14 protein-coding genes are annotated in these 14,983 nt (G+C 69.4%); 11 read left to right on the plus strand and 3 right to left on the minus strand.

From position 1 onward, the window contains the following. Window positions 1-6 precede the first annotated feature (6 nt). Complete coding sequence (gene ggt, locus ABZV58_RS23215; protein WP_355002246.1) at window positions 7-1,959, minus strand: gamma-glutamyltransferase; 1,953 nt, start codon at window positions 1,957-1,959, stop codon at window positions 7-9. Window positions 1,960-2,156: 197 nt separating this feature from the next. Between ggt and ABZV58_RS23220 the strand changes: the two genes are divergently transcribed. The 5 genes from ABZV58_RS23220 (at window position 2,157) to whiA (ending at window position 8,172) form a co-directional block, all read left to right on the plus strand. Then, window positions 2,157-2,852, plus strand: coding sequence for an HAD family hydrolase (locus ABZV58_RS23220; protein WP_355002247.1), 696 nt, complete (start codon window positions 2,157-2,159; stop codon window positions 2,850-2,852). Between the two features lie 74 nt (window positions 2,853-2,926). Beyond that, the gene (gene uvrC / locus ABZV58_RS23225; RefSeq protein WP_355002248.1) at window positions 2,927-5,047 is read left to right on the plus strand and encodes an excinuclease ABC subunit UvrC; all 2,121 of its coding nucleotides are present in this window, start codon (window positions 2,927-2,929) and stop codon (window positions 5,045-5,047) included. A 166-nt stretch (window positions 5,048-5,213) separates the two neighbouring features. Further along, window positions 5,214-6,155 carry an RNase adapter RapZ gene (gene rapZ, locus ABZV58_RS23230; RefSeq protein ID WP_246124077.1) on the plus strand — a complete coding sequence of 314 codons (942 nt, stop codon included), beginning with the start codon at window positions 5,214-5,216 and terminating at the stop codon, window positions 6,153-6,155. Further along, window positions 6,152-7,198, plus strand: a complete 1,047-nt coding sequence (gene yvcK, locus ABZV58_RS23235; protein WP_355002249.1) for a uridine diphosphate-N-acetylglucosamine-binding protein YvcK — start codon at window positions 6,152-6,154, stop codon at window positions 7,196-7,198. Before rapZ ends, yvcK begins: the two co-directional genes overlap by 4 nt. Then, complete coding sequence (gene whiA, locus ABZV58_RS23240; protein ID WP_355002653.1) at window positions 7,195-8,172, plus strand: DNA-binding protein WhiA; 978 nt, start codon at window positions 7,195-7,197, stop codon at window positions 8,170-8,172. The genes yvcK and whiA overlap by 4 nt, the downstream gene beginning before the upstream one ends. A gap of 99 nt (window positions 8,173-8,271) precedes the next feature. Here whiA and ABZV58_RS23245 read toward each other — a convergent pair whose 3' ends face one another. After that, a complete protein-coding gene (locus tag ABZV58_RS23245; RefSeq protein ID WP_355002250.1) occupies window positions 8,272-8,715 on the minus strand; it encodes a GNAT family N-acetyltransferase in 444 nt (147 codons plus the stop codon). Window positions 8,716-9,080: 365 nt separating this feature from the next. Between ABZV58_RS23245 and gap the strand changes: the two genes are divergently transcribed. The 4 genes from gap to ABZV58_RS23265 all read left to right on the plus strand — a co-directional run bounded on the left by gap (window position 9,081) and on the right by ABZV58_RS23265 (window position 12,931). Then, a complete protein-coding gene (gene gap / locus ABZV58_RS23250) occupies window positions 9,081-10,100 on the plus strand; it encodes a type I glyceraldehyde-3-phosphate dehydrogenase (RefSeq protein ID WP_355002251.1) in 1,020 nt (339 codons plus the stop codon). A 5-nt stretch (window positions 10,101-10,105) separates the two neighbouring features. Further along, window positions 10,106-11,320, plus strand: a complete 1,215-nt coding sequence (locus ABZV58_RS23255; RefSeq protein ID WP_355002252.1) for a phosphoglycerate kinase — start codon at window positions 10,106-10,108, stop codon at window positions 11,318-11,320. Window positions 11,321-11,323: 3 nt separating this feature from the next. Continuing rightward, window positions 11,324-12,109 carry a triose-phosphate isomerase gene (gene tpiA, locus ABZV58_RS23260; protein WP_355002253.1) on the plus strand — a complete coding sequence of 262 codons (786 nt, stop codon included), beginning with the start codon at window positions 11,324-11,326 and terminating at the stop codon, window positions 12,107-12,109. Between the two features lie 180 nt (window positions 12,110-12,289). Further along, the gene (locus ABZV58_RS23265) at window positions 12,290-12,931 is read left to right on the plus strand and encodes a DUF1579 family protein (RefSeq protein ID WP_355002254.1); all 642 of its coding nucleotides are present in this window, start codon (window positions 12,290-12,292) and stop codon (window positions 12,929-12,931) included. Here the strand turns inward: ABZV58_RS23265 and ABZV58_RS23270 are convergent, their stop codons facing one another. After that, the gene (locus ABZV58_RS23270; RefSeq protein WP_355002255.1) at window positions 12,932-13,726 is read right to left on the minus strand and encodes an META domain-containing protein; all 795 of its coding nucleotides are present in this window, start codon (window positions 13,724-13,726) and stop codon (window positions 12,932-12,934) included. Window positions 13,727-13,915: 189 nt separating this feature from the next. On the opposite strand from ABZV58_RS23270, the gene ABZV58_RS23275 reads away from it, so the two are divergent. Both ABZV58_RS23275 and ABZV58_RS23280 read left to right on the plus strand, forming a co-directional pair. Further along, window positions 13,916-14,584 (plus strand): hypothetical protein, encoded by a 669-nt coding sequence (locus tag ABZV58_RS23275; protein ID WP_355002256.1) that lies wholly within the window; start codon window positions 13,916-13,918, stop codon window positions 14,582-14,584. Between the two features lie 52 nt (window positions 14,585-14,636). Then, the gene (locus ABZV58_RS23280) at window positions 14,637-14,840 is read left to right on the plus strand and encodes an EF-hand domain-containing protein (RefSeq protein WP_355002257.1); all 204 of its coding nucleotides are present in this window, start codon (window positions 14,637-14,639) and stop codon (window positions 14,838-14,840) included. The last annotated feature ends 143 nt before the right edge of the window (window positions 14,841-14,983 follow it).

A 14,983-nucleotide genomic window follows, 5' to 3' on the forward strand; every position in this document is an offset into this window, starting at 1 on the left:
TCGAACTCAGCGAGTGTCGCCGAGGACCGCGCCCTCGCGCCGCGGGTCGGCGCCGCCGATCAGGCCGGGTCCGTCGCGCTGCAGCGCGCTCAAACCGCTGGATTGGGGTGCGACGGAGACCTGGTGGCCGAGTTCTCGGAGCCGTAGGACGAGTGGGTCGTGGTCGCCGTTGTCGCTCGCGTCGATGGCGGGGTGCTCGCCGCCGACGCCGGTTGTCGGGGTGTTGCCCGCGCCGAACGAGACCGCCGAGACCGCCTGCTGTGGATCGAGACCCCAGTCCAGCATGCCGACCAGCGTCTTCACCACGAACTGGATGATCACCGAACCGCCCGGCGAACCGGTGACGTGGGTGAGCTCGCCGCGTGCGCCGTCGGGCCCGCGATCGAACACCAGGGTGGGAGCCATCGAGCTGCGCGGGCGCTTGCCGGGCTGCACCCGATTCGCCACCGGCGTGCCGTCCGGGTCCATCGGGTCCGCGGCGAAGTCGGTGAGCTGGTTGTTCAGGACGAAGCCGTCGACGAGGTGGAAGGAACCGAACGCGGACTCGACCGTGGTGGTCATCGCCGCGGCGTTGCCGTATTCGTCCACCACGGAGATGTGACTGGTGCCGTGCTCGGGCGGCTGCGGGCCGACCCCCACCGGAACCGGTCCGAAGTCGCCCGGTTTCGCGGTGCCCATGCTGCGGCCGGGATCGATCAGCGACGCGCGCTGCTTCAGATAATTCTTGTCGATCAGGGTCTGCGCCGAATTACCGGGCAACGGAACGAAATCGGTGTCGGCCACGTACTTGTTGCGGTCGGCATAGGCGAGCCGCTCGGCCTCCGAGATCAGATGCACCGCTTCGGCCCTTGGCTTGCCGCCGTTGCGATCGACGGATTCCGGCTTCAGCGCGGCCAGATCGAAGTTCTCCAGAATGCCGAGCGTGGCCGCGACCGTGCTGCCGCCCGAGGAGGGCGCGGGCATGCCGCAGATCTCGTGCCCGCGATAGCCCCCGCACAGCGCGGTGCGTTTCTTTGGTTGGTAATTCGCCAGGTCCTGGGCGGTGAGCAGGCTCGGAGTGCGACCGCCGGACCCCGCGGTGGCGGCCTCGACGATGTCCTCGGCGATGGCGCCGGTGTAGAAGGCGTCCGCGCCCTCGGACGCGATGGCGCTCAACGTCTTCGACATCGCCGGGTTGGTCAGCTTGGCGCCCGCGGGCTTCGGTGAACCGTCGGGATTCAGGAAGTACTGTTTCGCGGCCTCGTCCCTGGCCAGGTCCCGCGCCGATTCCGCGATCTGGCCCGCGAGCCGGGGGCTGATCGTGAAGCCTTCGTCGGCCATCGCCACGGCCGGATCGAACAGCTCGCGCCAGCCGGTCTTACCGTGCTCGCGGTGCGCGAGCTCCAGCAGCCGTAGCACACCGGGCACGCCGATCGAGCGGCCGCTGGCGCGCGCGTTCGGCTGCGGTTCGGTGCGGTCGGTGTCGCTGATCCAGCGCAGATAGTTCTCGGTGGCCGCGGCGGGCGCGACCTCGCGGCCGTCGTAGGCCTCGACCGACTTGGTGGCGCCGTCGTAGTACAGCAGGAACGCGCCGCCGCCGATGCCGGAGGCCTGCGGCTCGACCAGGCCGAGCACCAGCTGCGCGGTGACCAGCGCGTCGGCCGCGGTGCCGCCGTCGCGCAGCACTCGGCAGGCTGCCTCGGTGGCAAGGGGATTCGCGGTGGAGACCGCGTACGAGCCGGTGCGCACCGCGGTCATTCCGCTGCGATAACCGGAGGCGATCTCGGGGTTGGTGCTGAGATTCTGGGTGGTCGCCGTGCCCGCCGCGGTCGGCGGCGCCGCGACGACCGGCGTGCCGTTGGGGGCGCTGGTGCATTCGGCGGTGGTCGTCTCCTCGGTGGTGGTACATCCGGTGAGAAGTCCGACCGTGAGCATCGTGGCCGCGGCGGCTCCGCTCCAGATGTGTCGCGCGCGCGTCATGGCCTGGACTGTAGCCCTCGGGGCCGACAGCGGTGCGGCTTTCGGGCGAGGCCGTCAGTTGCCGTGACGATCCGAACCGCGCACGCAGACGGTGAGATTCCGTTTTTCCCAGGTGCGCGCGGTCGCGCCGCTCTCCCACCCGAACCCCGCCCGCGCTCGACCGGACCGTTCGCCTCGGCGTCGGTACGCTGGTGCGGGTGGATATCGAGGCCGTGCTTTTCGACTTCTCCGGGACGATCTTTCGATTGGAGGAGGACGAATCGTGGGGCGACGAGCTGGTCGGCGCCGACGGCGCGGATTTCGACGTCGAGGCCAAGGCCGAGATCCTGCGGCGAATGACGGCGCCGGTCGAGCAGTTCATGACCTTCGACGCCGCGGGCCAACACGCCTGGGACAACAGGGATTTGGACCCGGCGCTGCACCGGCACGCGTACCTTGAGGTGCTGCGCTCCTCGGGCGTGCCAACCGAGGAGCAGGCCGAACGGCTCTACGGCAGATTGATCGATCCGCTCGCCTGGACGCCGTACCCCGACACCGGACCCGTCCTGGAGTTCCTTGCGGCACAGGGTGTTCCGGTGGGCGTGGTGAGCAATATCGCGTTCGACGTCCGTCCGGCGTTCCGCAGCAGGGGATGGGACCGGCTCGTCGGCGCGGTGGCGCTCTCGTTCGAGGTGGGCGTGATCAAACCCGAGCCGGGGATCTTCCTCGCCGCGTTGAACGAGCTCGGCGTCGACCCGGCGCGCGCCTTGATGGTCGGCGACAGCGCGCCCGCCGACGGCGGCGCGACCGCGCTCGGCTCGCGCTTCGCGCTCGTCGACCCGCTGCCGACCGCGGAGCGGCCCGACGCGCTCGTCGACGCGCTGCGGGCGCACGGGTTGGCCGTCCCGAGGTGAGCGCCGGTCCTGGTCGCGGAGTCGCGGCCAGGACGGACACCAACCTTGTCGCCCCGCCTCGATAGGCTGTTCGAGTGGCAGATCCATCGAGGTACCGCCCCGCCCCCGGTACGATCCCCGTCGAACCCGGCGTCTACAAATTCCGGGACGCGCACAAGCGGGTCATCTACGTCGGCAAGGCCAAGAGCCTGCGCAGTCGGCTGAATTCCTATTTCGCCGACGTCGCCTCGCTGCACCCGCGCACCAAGCAGATGGTCACCACCGCCGCGAGCGTGGAGTGGACGGTCGTCTCCACCGAGGTGGAGGCGCTGCAGCTGGAATACAACTGGATCAAGGAATTCGATCCGCGGTTCAACGTGCGCTACCGGGACGACAAGTCCTACCCGGTGCTCGCGGTGACGTTGAACGAGGAGTACCCGCGCCTGTTCGTCTACCGCGGCGCCCGTAAGAAGGGCGTGCGGTACTTCGGCCCGTACGCGCACGCTTGGGCGATCCGCGAGACGCTGGACCTGCTGCTGCGGGTGTTCCCCGCGCGCACTTGCTCGAACGGAGTCTTCAAGCGGCACAACCAGATCGGCCGTCCGTGCCTGCTCGGCTACATCGACAAGTGCTCCGCGCCGTGCGTCGGCAGGGTCACCGCCGACGAGCACCGCCGCATCGTGGAGGACTTCTGCGACTTCCTCGCCGGGCGCACCGACCGGATGGTGCGCGAGCTGGAGCGGCGCATGCACGAGGCCGCCGAGGATCTGGACTTCGAGACCGCGGCCCGGCTGCGCGACGACGTGCAGGCGCTGCGCAGGGCGCTGGAGAAGCAAGCGGTGGTGCTCGGCACCGGCACCGACGCCGACGTGATCGCCTTCGCCACCGATGAATTGGAGGTGGCGGTGCAGATCTTCCATGTCCGCGACGGCCGGGTGCGCGGTCAGCGCGGTTGGGTGGTGGACAAGGCGGGCGACGCCGTCGACACCGCGGAGCCCGGCGGCGAGCTGGCCGCGCTGGTCGAACAGTTCCTCACCCAGTTCTACGGCGAGCAGGTCTCCTATGCCGATCAGAGTCCCGACGAGCAGCCCGCGACCGTGGTCCCGCGCGAGGTGCTCGTCCCCGAGCTGCCCGCGGACCACGAGCAGATCCAGGAGTGGCTGAGCAAGCTGCGCGGTTCGGCGGTGCAGCTGCGCGTCCCGCAGCGTGGCGACAAGAAGGCGCTCGCCGAGACCGTGCAGCGCAACGCCATGGAAGCCCTCGCCCAGCACAAGCTGAAGCGCGCGGGCGACCTGACCTCGCGTTCGGCGGCGCTGCAGGACATCCAGGACGCGCTCGATCTGGACACCGCGCCGCTGCGCATCGAGTGCGTCGACATCAGCCACGTGCAGGGCACCGACGTGGTGGCCTCGCTGGTCGTCTTCGAGGACGGTCTGCCGCGCAAGTCCGAATACCGGCACTACGCGATCAAGGAGGCCGCGGGCGGTGGGCGTTCCGACGACGTCGGCAGCATCGCGGAGGTGACGAGGCGGCGGTTCTACCGGCTCCGCAAGGAGCGCGACGAGGCCGAGCGCGAGGAACTCGACGGCGCGACCGCCGTTCCTCTCGTCGGAACCGAAGGACCGGCCGGGAGCGAAGCCGGGGTTTCGCCGCTCGGCGGCTCGACGGTCGTCGTCGAAACCTCCGCGGTGGACTCGATTCCGCCCGACGACGCCGACGAGATCGAACTGACCTCGCGGCCCGGCATCGACCCGCGCACCGGACGCCCGCGCAAGTTCGCCTACCCGCCGAACCTGTATGTCGTCGACGGCGGCGCGCCGCAGGTCGCCGCCGCCGCCGAAGTGCTCGACGGTTTCGGCATCACCGATGTCGCGGTGATCGGCCTCGCCAAACGTCTGGAGGAGGTGTGGGTGCCCGGCGAACCCGATCCGGTGATCATGCCGCGCAACAGCGAGGCGCTGTTCCTGCTGCAACGGGTCCGCGACGAGGCGCACCGTTTCGCCATCACCTTCCATCGCAGCAAACGCTCGCGGCGGATGACGGCCTCGGCGCTGGATTCGGTGCGCGGGCTCGGCGCGGCGCGCCGGACCGCGCTGGTCACTCATTTCGGTTCGGTGGCCAAGTTGAAGGAGGCGACGGTGGAGCAGATCACCGAGGTACCCGGCATCGGCGTGGCCACCGCGAAAGCCGTGCTCGCCGCGCTGCGGGAGGAGTGAGTGATCCCGAAATCTCCGGCTCCGGTCCGACCTGCATATATCCTCGGTAGCGTTTCCACATGTTCGTGAACCGTCCTCGTGCACCACGGAGGGTGAGCGCGCGTGCCCGATACCGAATCCGGTGCGGGATGATCGAGAGGCACCTAGACACGGATTCCGGTAGGACATGACACGCGTCGAATCGAACAACAGTGCGGGCGGCCAGCGCGCGGGCAACCAGCTGCGCCAGCAGGTCGAGGTCGTCATCGTGACCGGTCTGTCCGGCGCGGGCCGCGGTACCGCCGCGCGGGTGCTGGAGGATCTCGGCTGGTACGTCGCCGACAACCTGCCGCCCGAGCTGATCGGCAGACTCGTCGAACTCGGCGCTTCCGCCGAGCCGCCGATCCGGCGCCTCGCGCTGGTCATGGACGTGCGCAGCAGATTCTTCACCGGCGATCTCTCGGTCGTCACCGAACAGCTGCGCGCGCTCGGCGTGCGGACCAGGGTGCTCTTCCTCGAGGCCTCCGACGACGTGCTGATCCGCCGCTTCGGCTTCGCCCGCCGCCGCCACCCGCTGCAGAGCGAGAGCGCCGACGGCACGCTGTCCGCGGGCATCGCCGCCGAACGGGTGCGCCTCTCGGCCGTGAAGACGGCTGCCGACCTGGTGATCGACACCACCGAGTTGTCCATTCACCAGCTGCACCGCAAGCTGGAGGAGGCATACGGCGGCGGCGCGCCCGCCGCGCTGCAGCTGACCGTGCAGTCCTTCGGCTTCAAGTACGGGGTTCCGTTGGACGCCGACATGGTGTTGGATGTGCGTTTTCTACCCAATCCACATTGGATACCGGAACTGCGGGAACACACGGGACAGGAGACGGTGGTCAGCGAGTACGTGCTGTCGCGCCCCGGGGCGACCGACTACCTGCACACCTGCCGCCACCTCGTCGACCTGACGACCAACGGTTACCGCCAAGAGGGGAAGCGATACATGACGGTGGCAGTGGGCTGCACGGGGGGCAAGCACCGCAGCGTGGCGATCGCCGAGGCGCTGGGCGAACTCATCGGGCCGGAGTCCGACGGCTCCGCCGACGTCGTGCGGGTCGTGCACCGGGATCTGGGGCGCGAATGACCGGGTGGGAATCGAATCCCGCCATCGTCGCACTGGGTGGTGGGCACGGGCTGTACGCGACGCTGACGGCGGTGCGGCGGCTGACCAGGAAGATCTGCGCGGTGGTGACCGTCGCCGACGACGGCGGGTCCTCGGGTCGGCTGCGCGCCGAGCTGGGGGTGCTGCCGCCGGGGGATCTGCGTATGGCGCTGGCCGCTCTGGCCGCGGACCCCGAAGGCGTGTGGACGCAGACCGTTCAGCATCGTTTCGGCGGCACCGGCGCGCTGGCGGGTCATTCGGTCGGCAACCTCGTGCTCGCGGGACTGACCGAGGTGCTCGGCGATCCCGTCGCGGCGCTGGACGAGGTGGCCAAGATGTTGCGCGCCAGCGGCCGGGTGCTCCCGATGTCGCCGATCGCGCTCGACATCGAGGCCGACGTCTCCGGCTTGGAAGCGGACCCGCGGGTCAGCCGCTGCATTCGCGGCCAGGTCGCGGTCGCCACGACGCCGGGCAAGGTGCGGCGCGTCCGGCTCATTCCGTCCGATCCGCCCGCCAGTCCGGAGGCGACCTCGGCCATCGAACACGCCGACGTGGTGGTGCTCGGGCCCGGCTCGTGGTTCACCAGTGTGATTCCGCACGTCCTCGTGCCGGAACTGCGCGACGCGCTGGTCTACACCAGGGCGCGGAAGGTGCTGGTGCTCAACCTGGCCGCCGAACCGGGGGAAACGGCCGGTTTCTCCGCCGAGCGCCATCTGCATGTATTGTCCCAGCACGCACCGGAATTCGTTGTCGACGAGGTGTTGGTCGATTCCGGCTCGGTGCCGGAGGGCCGGGAACGCGAACATGTGGCCAGGGCTGCCGAACAGTTGCGGGCGCGAGTAACCTTCTCCGATGTCGCCGAAGCGGGAACGGACCGGCATCACCCCGGAAAGCTTGCCGCCGCCCTGGATCAGCTGATCCGGCAACCTCGGCCGCAAATGGCAGGGCTTCGAGTCGAGGGACGGCACATGGGCGCGGATGTGCGGTCCGGGTTGGGTGGAAAGGAGCGCGTCTCGTGGCGATGACAGCCGAAGTGAAAGACGAGCTGAGCAGGCTCACGGTGTCCCAGGTGAGTTCCCGCAAGGCGGAACTCTCCGCCCTGTTGCGTTTCGCGGGTGGCCTGCACATCGTCGGGGGCCGGGTGATCGTCGAGGCCGAGGTGGACATGGGATCCATCGCTCGACGGCTACGCCGGGAGATCTTCGAGCTGTACGGCTACGGCTCCGACGTGCACGTGCTCGGCGCGGGCGGTCTGCGCAAGACCTCCCGCTACGTCGTGCGGGTGTCCAAGGAGGGCGAGGCGCTGGCCAGGCAGACCGGCCTGCTCGACGTGCGCGGCCGCCCGGTGCGCGGACTGCCCGCCCAGGTGGTCGGCGGCAGCATCGCCGACGCCGAAGCCGCTTGGCGCGGAGCGTTTCTCGCGCACGGCTCGCTCACCGAGCCCGGTCGCTCGTCCGCGCTCGAGGTCAGCTGCCCCGGACCGGAGGCGGCGCTCGCGTTGGTCGGCGCGGCCCGCAGGCTCGGCATCACCGCCAAGGCGCGCGAGGTGCGCGGCACCGATCGCGTCGTGGTGCGCGACGGCGAGGCCATCGGCGCGCTGCTGACCAGGATGGGCGCCCAGGACACCCGGCTCACCTGGGAGGAACGCCGGATGCGCCGCGAGGTGCGCGCCACCGCCAACCGGCTGGCCAACTTCGACGACGCCAACCTGCGCCGCTCGGCGCGGGCCGCCGTCGCCGCGGCCGCCCGGGTGGAGCGCGCGCTGGAGATCCTCGGCGACGAGGTGCCCGATCACCTGGCCGCGGCGGGCAAGCTGCGCGTGGAGCACCGCCAGGCGTCGCTGGAGGAACTCGGTCAGCTCGCCGATCCGCCGATGACGAAAGACGCTGTGGCGGGCCGGATTCGGCGCCTGCTCTCGATGGCGGACCGGCGCGCCAAGGAACTCGGCGTCCCCGACACCGAATCCGCCGTAACCGCCGAGCTTCTCGACGAGGCTTGACAGTTCTGGACTCACCGCACGCCCCGCACGCCGATATCCGGCGCTCGGGGCGTGTTGTGTGTTATCGGGTAGCCGTGGGTCTTCGCGCCGGTGCGGAGTTCACGCGCCGGGATCGCGAAGCATTGCCCAGGTGGTGGGGCCGCCGTCCGGCAGGTCCACGGTCGCGGTGACGCGGAAGCCCAGCCGCTCGTAGAAGCCGACGTTGCGTTTTTCGGAGGTCTCCAAGAATGCGGGCACACCCGCGCGCTCGGCGGCCTCCAGACCGGGCCGGATCACCGCGCCGCCGAGCCCGCGGCCCTGACCGTCTGGGTCGACGCCGACGGTGCCGAGGAACCAGACCGGTTCGACCGGGCGGTGTGGCGCGAGCGCGGCCTCGGCCGCCGCGTAAGCCGCCGCGCGATCACCAGCCAGCTCGGCGAACCGCGGCGCGAGGTCGACGAAGACCAGCCCCGCGTCGGTGGCAGGGGTGGTCCAGACGGCGACAGCGGCACCCTCGTCGGCAACCCAGACCTGGCCGTGCGGCAGTCCATCCTGCCGCGCCACGCGGGATGCGCCAGCGATTTTTCGGTCGTCCCGGCCGCAGCTCGCGTCGTGCCGGACCCGCGGGCGCCATCGGCGTGCAGGCGGGCGGTGTGATGGTGAAAAACCTTGGGGCGCTTTGCTTCCGCAACACGCGGGATTCTGTCGAGGGGGATTGTCGCCGTCCGGGGCCCGCGATGGCGGCGCGAACGGCCGTTCGCGCCTGCCGCGACATGGCGTCCACCTGGGCGGGTGGGCGCCGGATCGTGACCGGTCACGGCCCTCGGACGGTCCTCACCATGCGAGGTGCGTGTCGGAGAGGTGACCGCAGGGCACTAGTGTGAATAAGGCATCGGAATGAATCCGCTTGAAAGCTGAGGAGCGATAACGTGACAGTCCGGGTAGGCATCAACGGCTTCGGTCGTATCGGACGTAATTTCTTCCGGGCGGTGGAGGCGCAGAAGGCGCTCGGCACCACCGATATCGAGATCGTCGCGGTCAACGACCTCACCGACAACGCGACCCTGGCCACGCTGCTGAAGTACGACTCGATCCTCGGCCGTCTGCCGCAGGATGTCTCGCTGGACGGCGAGGACACCATCGTGGTCGGCGACCAGCGGATCAAGGCCCTGGCCATCAAGGAAGGCCCGGCGGCCCTGCCCTGGGGCGACCTGGGCGTCGACGTGGTCGTCGAGTCCACCGGCATCTTCACCGACGCCACCAAGGCCAAGGGCCACCTGGCGGCGGGCGCCAAGAAGGTCATCATCTCCGCCCCGGCCAAGGGTGAAGACCTGACCGTGGTCATGGGTGTCAACGACAGCCATTACGACGGCAGCCAGAACATCATCTCCAACGCGTCTTGCACCACCAACTGCCTCGGCCCGCTGGCCAAGGTGCTCAACGACGAGTTCGGCATCGAGCGTGGCCTGATGACCACGATCCACGCCTACACCCAGGACCAGAACCTGCAGGACGGCCCGCACAGCGACCTGCGCCGCGCCCGCGCCGCCGCGCTGAACATCGTGCCCACCGGCACCGGCGCCGCCAAGGCCATCGGCCTGGTGCTGCCCGAACTGCAGGGCAAGCTGGACGGCTACGCGCTGCGCGTTCCGGTCCCGACCGGCTCGGTCACCGACCTGACCGCGACCCTGAGCAAGTCGGCCACCATCGACGAGATCAACGCCGCGTACAAGGCCGCCGCCGAGGGCCCGCTGAAGGGCATCCTGAAGTACAACACCGACCCGATCGTGTCCAGCGACATCGTCACCGACCCGCACTCGTCGATCTACGACGCGCCGCTGACCAAGGTCATCGACGACCAGGTGAAGGTCGTGTCCTGGTACGACAACGAGTGGGGCTACTCCAACCGCCTCGCCGACCTCATCGGCCTCGTCGGCAAGTCCCTCTGATCGGCATGGCAGTCAAGACGCTTCAAGATCTGCTCATTGAGGGTGTCGAGGGCCGGGGCGTGCTGGTGCGCTCCGACCTGAACGTTCCCCTGGACGAGAACGGCGAGATCACCGACCCCGGCCGCATCATCGCCTCGGTGCCGACCATCGAGGCGCTGGTCCAGGCCGGCGCCAAGGTCGTCGTCACCGCGCACCTGGGCCGTCCGAAGGGCGAGCCGGACCCGAAGTTCTCGCTGGCTCCGGTCGCCGCGAAGCTGGCCGAGCTGCTCGGCCGCAACGTCCAGCTGGCCGGTGACGTGGTGGGCTACGACGCGCTCTCGCGCTCGGAGGGCCTCACCGACGGCGACGTGCTGCTGCTGGAGAACGTGCGCTTCGACGCCCGCGAGACCAGCAAGGACGACGCCGAGCGTGGCAAACTCGCCGCGGCGCTCGTCGAGCTGGTCGGCGACGACGGCGCGTTCGTCTCCGACGGCTTCGGCGTCGTGCACCGCAAGCAGGCCTCGGTCTACGACGTGGCCAAGCTGCTCCCGCACTACGCGGGCACGCTGGTCGCGGCCGAGGTGGACGTGCTGGCCAAGCTGACGGAGAACCCCGAGCGGCCGTACGCGGTCGTGCTCGGCGGCTCGAAGGTCTCCGACAAGCTCGCGGTCATCGAGGCGCTGGCTCCGAAGGTCGACACCCTGGTGATCGGCGGCGGCATGTGCTTCACCTTCCTTGCCGCACAGGGCCTTTCGGTGGGCTCCTCGCTGCTGCAGGAAGAGATGATCGACACCTGCAAGGAGCTGCTCGAGCGCTTCGGCGACGTCATCCACCTGCCGCGCGACATCGTGGTGGCGGACAAGTTCGCGGCCGACGCCGCCTCCAAGATCGTGCCCGCCAACGAGATCCCCGAAAGCTGGATGGGCCTGGACGTGGGCCCGGAGTCGGTCGACCGGTTCGCGGCGCTGCTCACCGAGGCGAAGACGGTGTTCTGGAACGGCCCGATGGGCGTGTTCGAGTTCGCGAACTTCGCCGCGGGCACCCGCGGGGTCGCCGAGGCCATCGTCACGGCGACCGGCAAGGGTGCGTTCACCGTGGTCGGCGGCGGCGACTCGGCCGCGGCCGTGCGCGCGCTCGGCCTGCCCGAGGACGGTTTCTCGCACATCTCCACCGGCGGCGGCGCGTCGCTGGAGTACCTGGAGGGCAAGGAACTCCCCGGCATCAGTGTGTTGGAGGACTGATCCATGGCACGTAAACCGCTCATCGCGGGCAACTGGAAGATGAACCTCAACCACCTCGAGGCCATCGCCCTGGTGCAGAAGATCGCCTTCGCGCTGCCGGAGAAGTACTTCGCCAAGGTCGACGTGGCGGTCATCCCGCCGTTCACCGACATCCGCAGCGTGCAGACTCTCGTCGAGGGCGACAAGCTGCTGATCACCTACGGTGCGCAGGACGTGTCCGTGTACGACTCGGGCGCCTACACCGGTGAGATCAGCGGTGGCATGCTGGCCAAGCTCGGCTGCACCTTCGCGGTGGTCGGGCACTCGGAGCGGCGGCAGTACCACAACGAGGACGACGCCACCGTGCTCGCCAAGGCCAAGCAGGCGCTGAAGCACGGCATCACGCCGATCGTGTGCATCGGCGAGGGCCTGAATGTCCGTGAGGCGGGCACGCACGTCGAGTACAACCTCGAGCAGCTGCGCGGTTCGCTGAAAGGCCTGACGGCCGAGGAGATCTCGAAGGTCGTCATCGCCTACGAGCCGGTCTGGGCCATCGGCACCGGCAAGGTCGCCACCCCCGCCGACGCGCAGGAGGTGTGCGGCGCCATCCGTGCCGAGCTCGGCGAGCTGGCCTCGCCCGAGGTCGCCATGGAGGTGCGGGTGCTCTACGGCGGTTCGGTCAACGCCAAGAATGTCGGCGAGCTGGTGGCTCAGCCCGACATCGACGGTGCGCTGGTCGGCGGCGCGTCGCTGAAGGGTGACGAGTTCGCCACGCTGTCGGCGATCGCCGCGGGTGGTCCGCTGCCCTGAGTCGGTCGACGGCGTCGCGCTGACGCCGCAGAAACGGCCCGGTATCGCGCGTGCGATGCCGGGCCGCTTCGTTTCCTCGGGCGTGTGTTTCGTTCTGGACGTAACCGCGCGCCGGGCAATGGCACGGCGCCGTGTGTGATGATGGGCCGACTCCGATCACCAAGGCCGACAAGGATTTCCGTGCGCTCCACTCTTTCCCGTGCCCTGAGTTCCCTCGCGTTGGTCGCCGTCGCCGCGCTCGGCGCCGGGTGTTCCGACGATACGACCAGCACCGCGGCCGCGTCGCCGACGACGTCCGCGGCGAGCGTCGACCCGAACACCCAGGACCCAGGCCATCGCAGGCTGAACCAGCTGGTCGGCGAATGGCGCGGAGACAAGTCGACCTACGTCGCGGGCGGCACGCCGGACAAGCCGCTCCAGACCGAGATCGTCTCCCGCTGGCAGTGGATCGCCGAGACCGGCGACAACTTCCTCCGCGAGATCGCCACGGGCGATTTCGGCGACCGGCCCTACTACCGGCAGGGCACCCTCGGCTACTCGCCGACCGACAACCGGTACGAGTGGTCGACAGTGGACAGCGTCACGCCGATGATGATGACCTACAAGGGCGCCAAGGACAGCGGCGGCAGCGACACCGAGGTCACCGTTCTCGGCGAGTTCACCGACCCGGGCGTGCTCGGCGAACGCTTCGTCGGCAAGACGATTCCGATGCGCACCACGATCCGGCTGGAATCGGCGGACCGGGTCGTGATGGAGCTCTACTTCACCCCGCCGGGCGAGGCGGAGATGATCGCGGACCGGGTGGTTCTCACCAGGAAGTGACTACCGGGCCGTCAGGGTCAGGCCGTGTCCGTTCGCGTTGCGCAGGGTGAGCACGTCGGCGTCGATGGTGGCCGTGGTCTGCCCGTCGAGCACGCGCAGCACCGCGGCCTCGACCTCCATCACCTCGGGCGGACACATCATCTTGGTGGTGGCCACCTGAAAGGTGACCTTCGCGGCGTCGTGGCTCGGCTCGACTGTCGCCGTGCCGGTCAGCCGGTTGCAGCCCGCGGAACCGGAGACCGCGCCGTCCTCGGCGATGACCAGCGTCGGCTTCGCGTCGATGATGGCTTGGGACTGTATCTGCGCGTCCGGCGTGATCAGCCCGTTCACCACCCACGTGGTGCCGCGCAACGGTTTGTCCGGCTGCGCGATCTTCTTGTCCAGCAGCGTGACGGTCTGCTCGTTGTTCTTCAACGTCAGGGTGTCGCCGTCGAGCTGCCAGGTCGGCGCGGAGCTCAGCAGGGTGTCCACCCACTGATCCGCGTCCGCGAGGTCGCCGGGACAGCCGATCAGCGTGCTCGCCAGTTCGTCCACTCGCAGCACGTGCTCGTCCAGCGTCACCGCTCCCGAGATGGTGTTGCACCCCGCGTACGCGATCACGGTGCCGTCGGTGAATTGCAGGCTGAGCGGCCCGCCACCTGGAATCGGCGCGCCTTCCACCTCGGTCGACAGGAAGGTCCGCCCCATCGGCGTCGCCTCCGGCTCACTCGGCCCGCTCTCGTCCCCATTCCCGCACGCGGCGACACCGAACGCGAGCAGCAACACCGGAACCAAGCGCACGAGTGAGGACGGCATGCGCGCGATGCTACCGAGATCCCGTCCCGCACCGCGTCAACCGACCTCGGCCGGTCGACCCTTCGCCGGTCGTCCGCGACACGCGGTTTGCTCGGTTTCGCACGGCCGCTTCCGAAATCGACTTCGGCTTTTCCGGCGGGATGGGCACAATGCCGGGGACCGGGTGAAGTGATCGCCGAGAAGCCCGAAGTGGACGATGCGGGGAGGGTGTGGGTGCGGGTCTGGACGTTGCAGGCGCCGGAAGTCGTTGCGGCGCTGCGGGACCGGGGGCGGTATCGAGCGTCGTGGGAGCGGGTGGTCGTGAATTGGCGGCCCGCCTACCGCGCCATGGTCGGGCAGATGGAGCGCAGCGGGATCGCGTGCGGTGACGCGCCGCCGGTGTGGTGCTGGCCGGGGCGGGCGCTGCGCCGCGGGCGAGTGCGCATGACCGCGGACCTGCTGCTGGGCGACGATCAATGGGCGCACGGCGTGTGCCTGCTGCGGTTGACGGTTCCACCTTCGGCGGCGCTCGCGACGTCCTACGCCCGCTGGAACGACTACCTGGGGGAGACAATGGCCCTGCTCGCGGCGGCGGGACGATCGGACGGTCCTGCGTTCGGACCCGACGAGGCGGTGATGGATTGGCGTGGTGTCCCGGTCGACGCGTGGGACGTCACGCAGATAGTTCTGCCGGAGCTGCGCAGCGAATGGCTCGTCGGCGTCCGCCACTATCCGCCGGGAGCCGACACCGCCGCGCGCATCGCCGCCGACCCGGAACTCCGTGCGCTCGCGGCGGTCGACGACGGTGCGCGACCGCGGCGAGAAGCGATCCGCGGGTGGCGAGGGCGGCGGTATATTCGACAAGCTCGATGCTCGTAGTTCGACCAGAAGATCGGAAACCGATTCGGACAGCTACGAAGGGAAAGTTGCCATGGCCGACGCCACTCAGGTATTCGCCGAGATCGATCTCGATGATGACGGCTACATTTCCGTCGACGAACTCAAGAAATATCTCGATCGCACCCGTTCGGTCAGCGATGCCGCCGGCTCCAGGTACTTCGGGTTGCTCGACAAGGACAAGGACGACCAGATCAGCTTCGAGGAATTCGAGAAGTCCTACCTGGCCGGACGTTAGTTTCGCGGCGCGACGCCAGCCGTCGCGGCAAGCATCACTGCTTCTGCCGCTGTCGATCGCGCACAAGCTCGCGGCCCCGCAGCCCCGGAACCCGCATGGTCCGGGGCTGCGCTGTGCCGTGGGAGGGGCTGCGCACGCGGCGA

It is taken from the genome of Nocardia sp. NPDC004654 (genome assembly GCF_040609595.1).
GTDB lineage: Bacteria > Actinomycetota > Actinomycetes > Mycobacteriales > Mycobacteriaceae > Nocardia.

What these genes read in the sequence shown, in the direction of transcription:
- ggt (WP_355002246.1), bottom strand. Translation starts at nt 1,959, where the DNA reads ATGACGCGCGCGCGACACATCTGGAGCGGAGCCGCCGCGGCCACGATG.
- rapZ (WP_246124077.1), top strand. Translation starts at nt 5,214, where the DNA reads ATGACACGCGTCGAATCGAACAACAGTGCGGGCGGCCAGCGCGCGGGC.
- yvcK (WP_355002249.1), top strand. Translation starts at nt 6,152, where the DNA reads ATGACCGGGTGGGAATCGAATCCCGCCATCGTCGCACTGGGTGGTGGG.
- whiA (WP_355002653.1), top strand. Translation starts at nt 7,195, where the DNA reads ATGACAGCCGAAGTGAAAGACGAGCTGAGCAGGCTCACGGTGTCCCAG.
- ABZV58_RS23255 (WP_355002252.1), top strand. Translation starts at nt 10,106, where the DNA reads ATGGCAGTCAAGACGCTTCAAGATCTGCTCATTGAGGGTGTCGAGGGC.
- tpiA (WP_355002253.1), top strand. Translation starts at nt 11,324, where the DNA reads ATGGCACGTAAACCGCTCATCGCGGGCAACTGGAAGATGAACCTCAAC.
- ABZV58_RS23270 (WP_355002255.1), bottom strand. Translation starts at nt 13,726, where the DNA reads ATGCCGTCCTCACTCGTGCGCTTGGTTCCGGTGTTGCTGCTCGCGTTC.
- ABZV58_RS23280 (WP_355002257.1), top strand. Translation starts at nt 14,637, where the DNA reads ATGGCCGACGCCACTCAGGTATTCGCCGAGATCGATCTCGATGATGAC.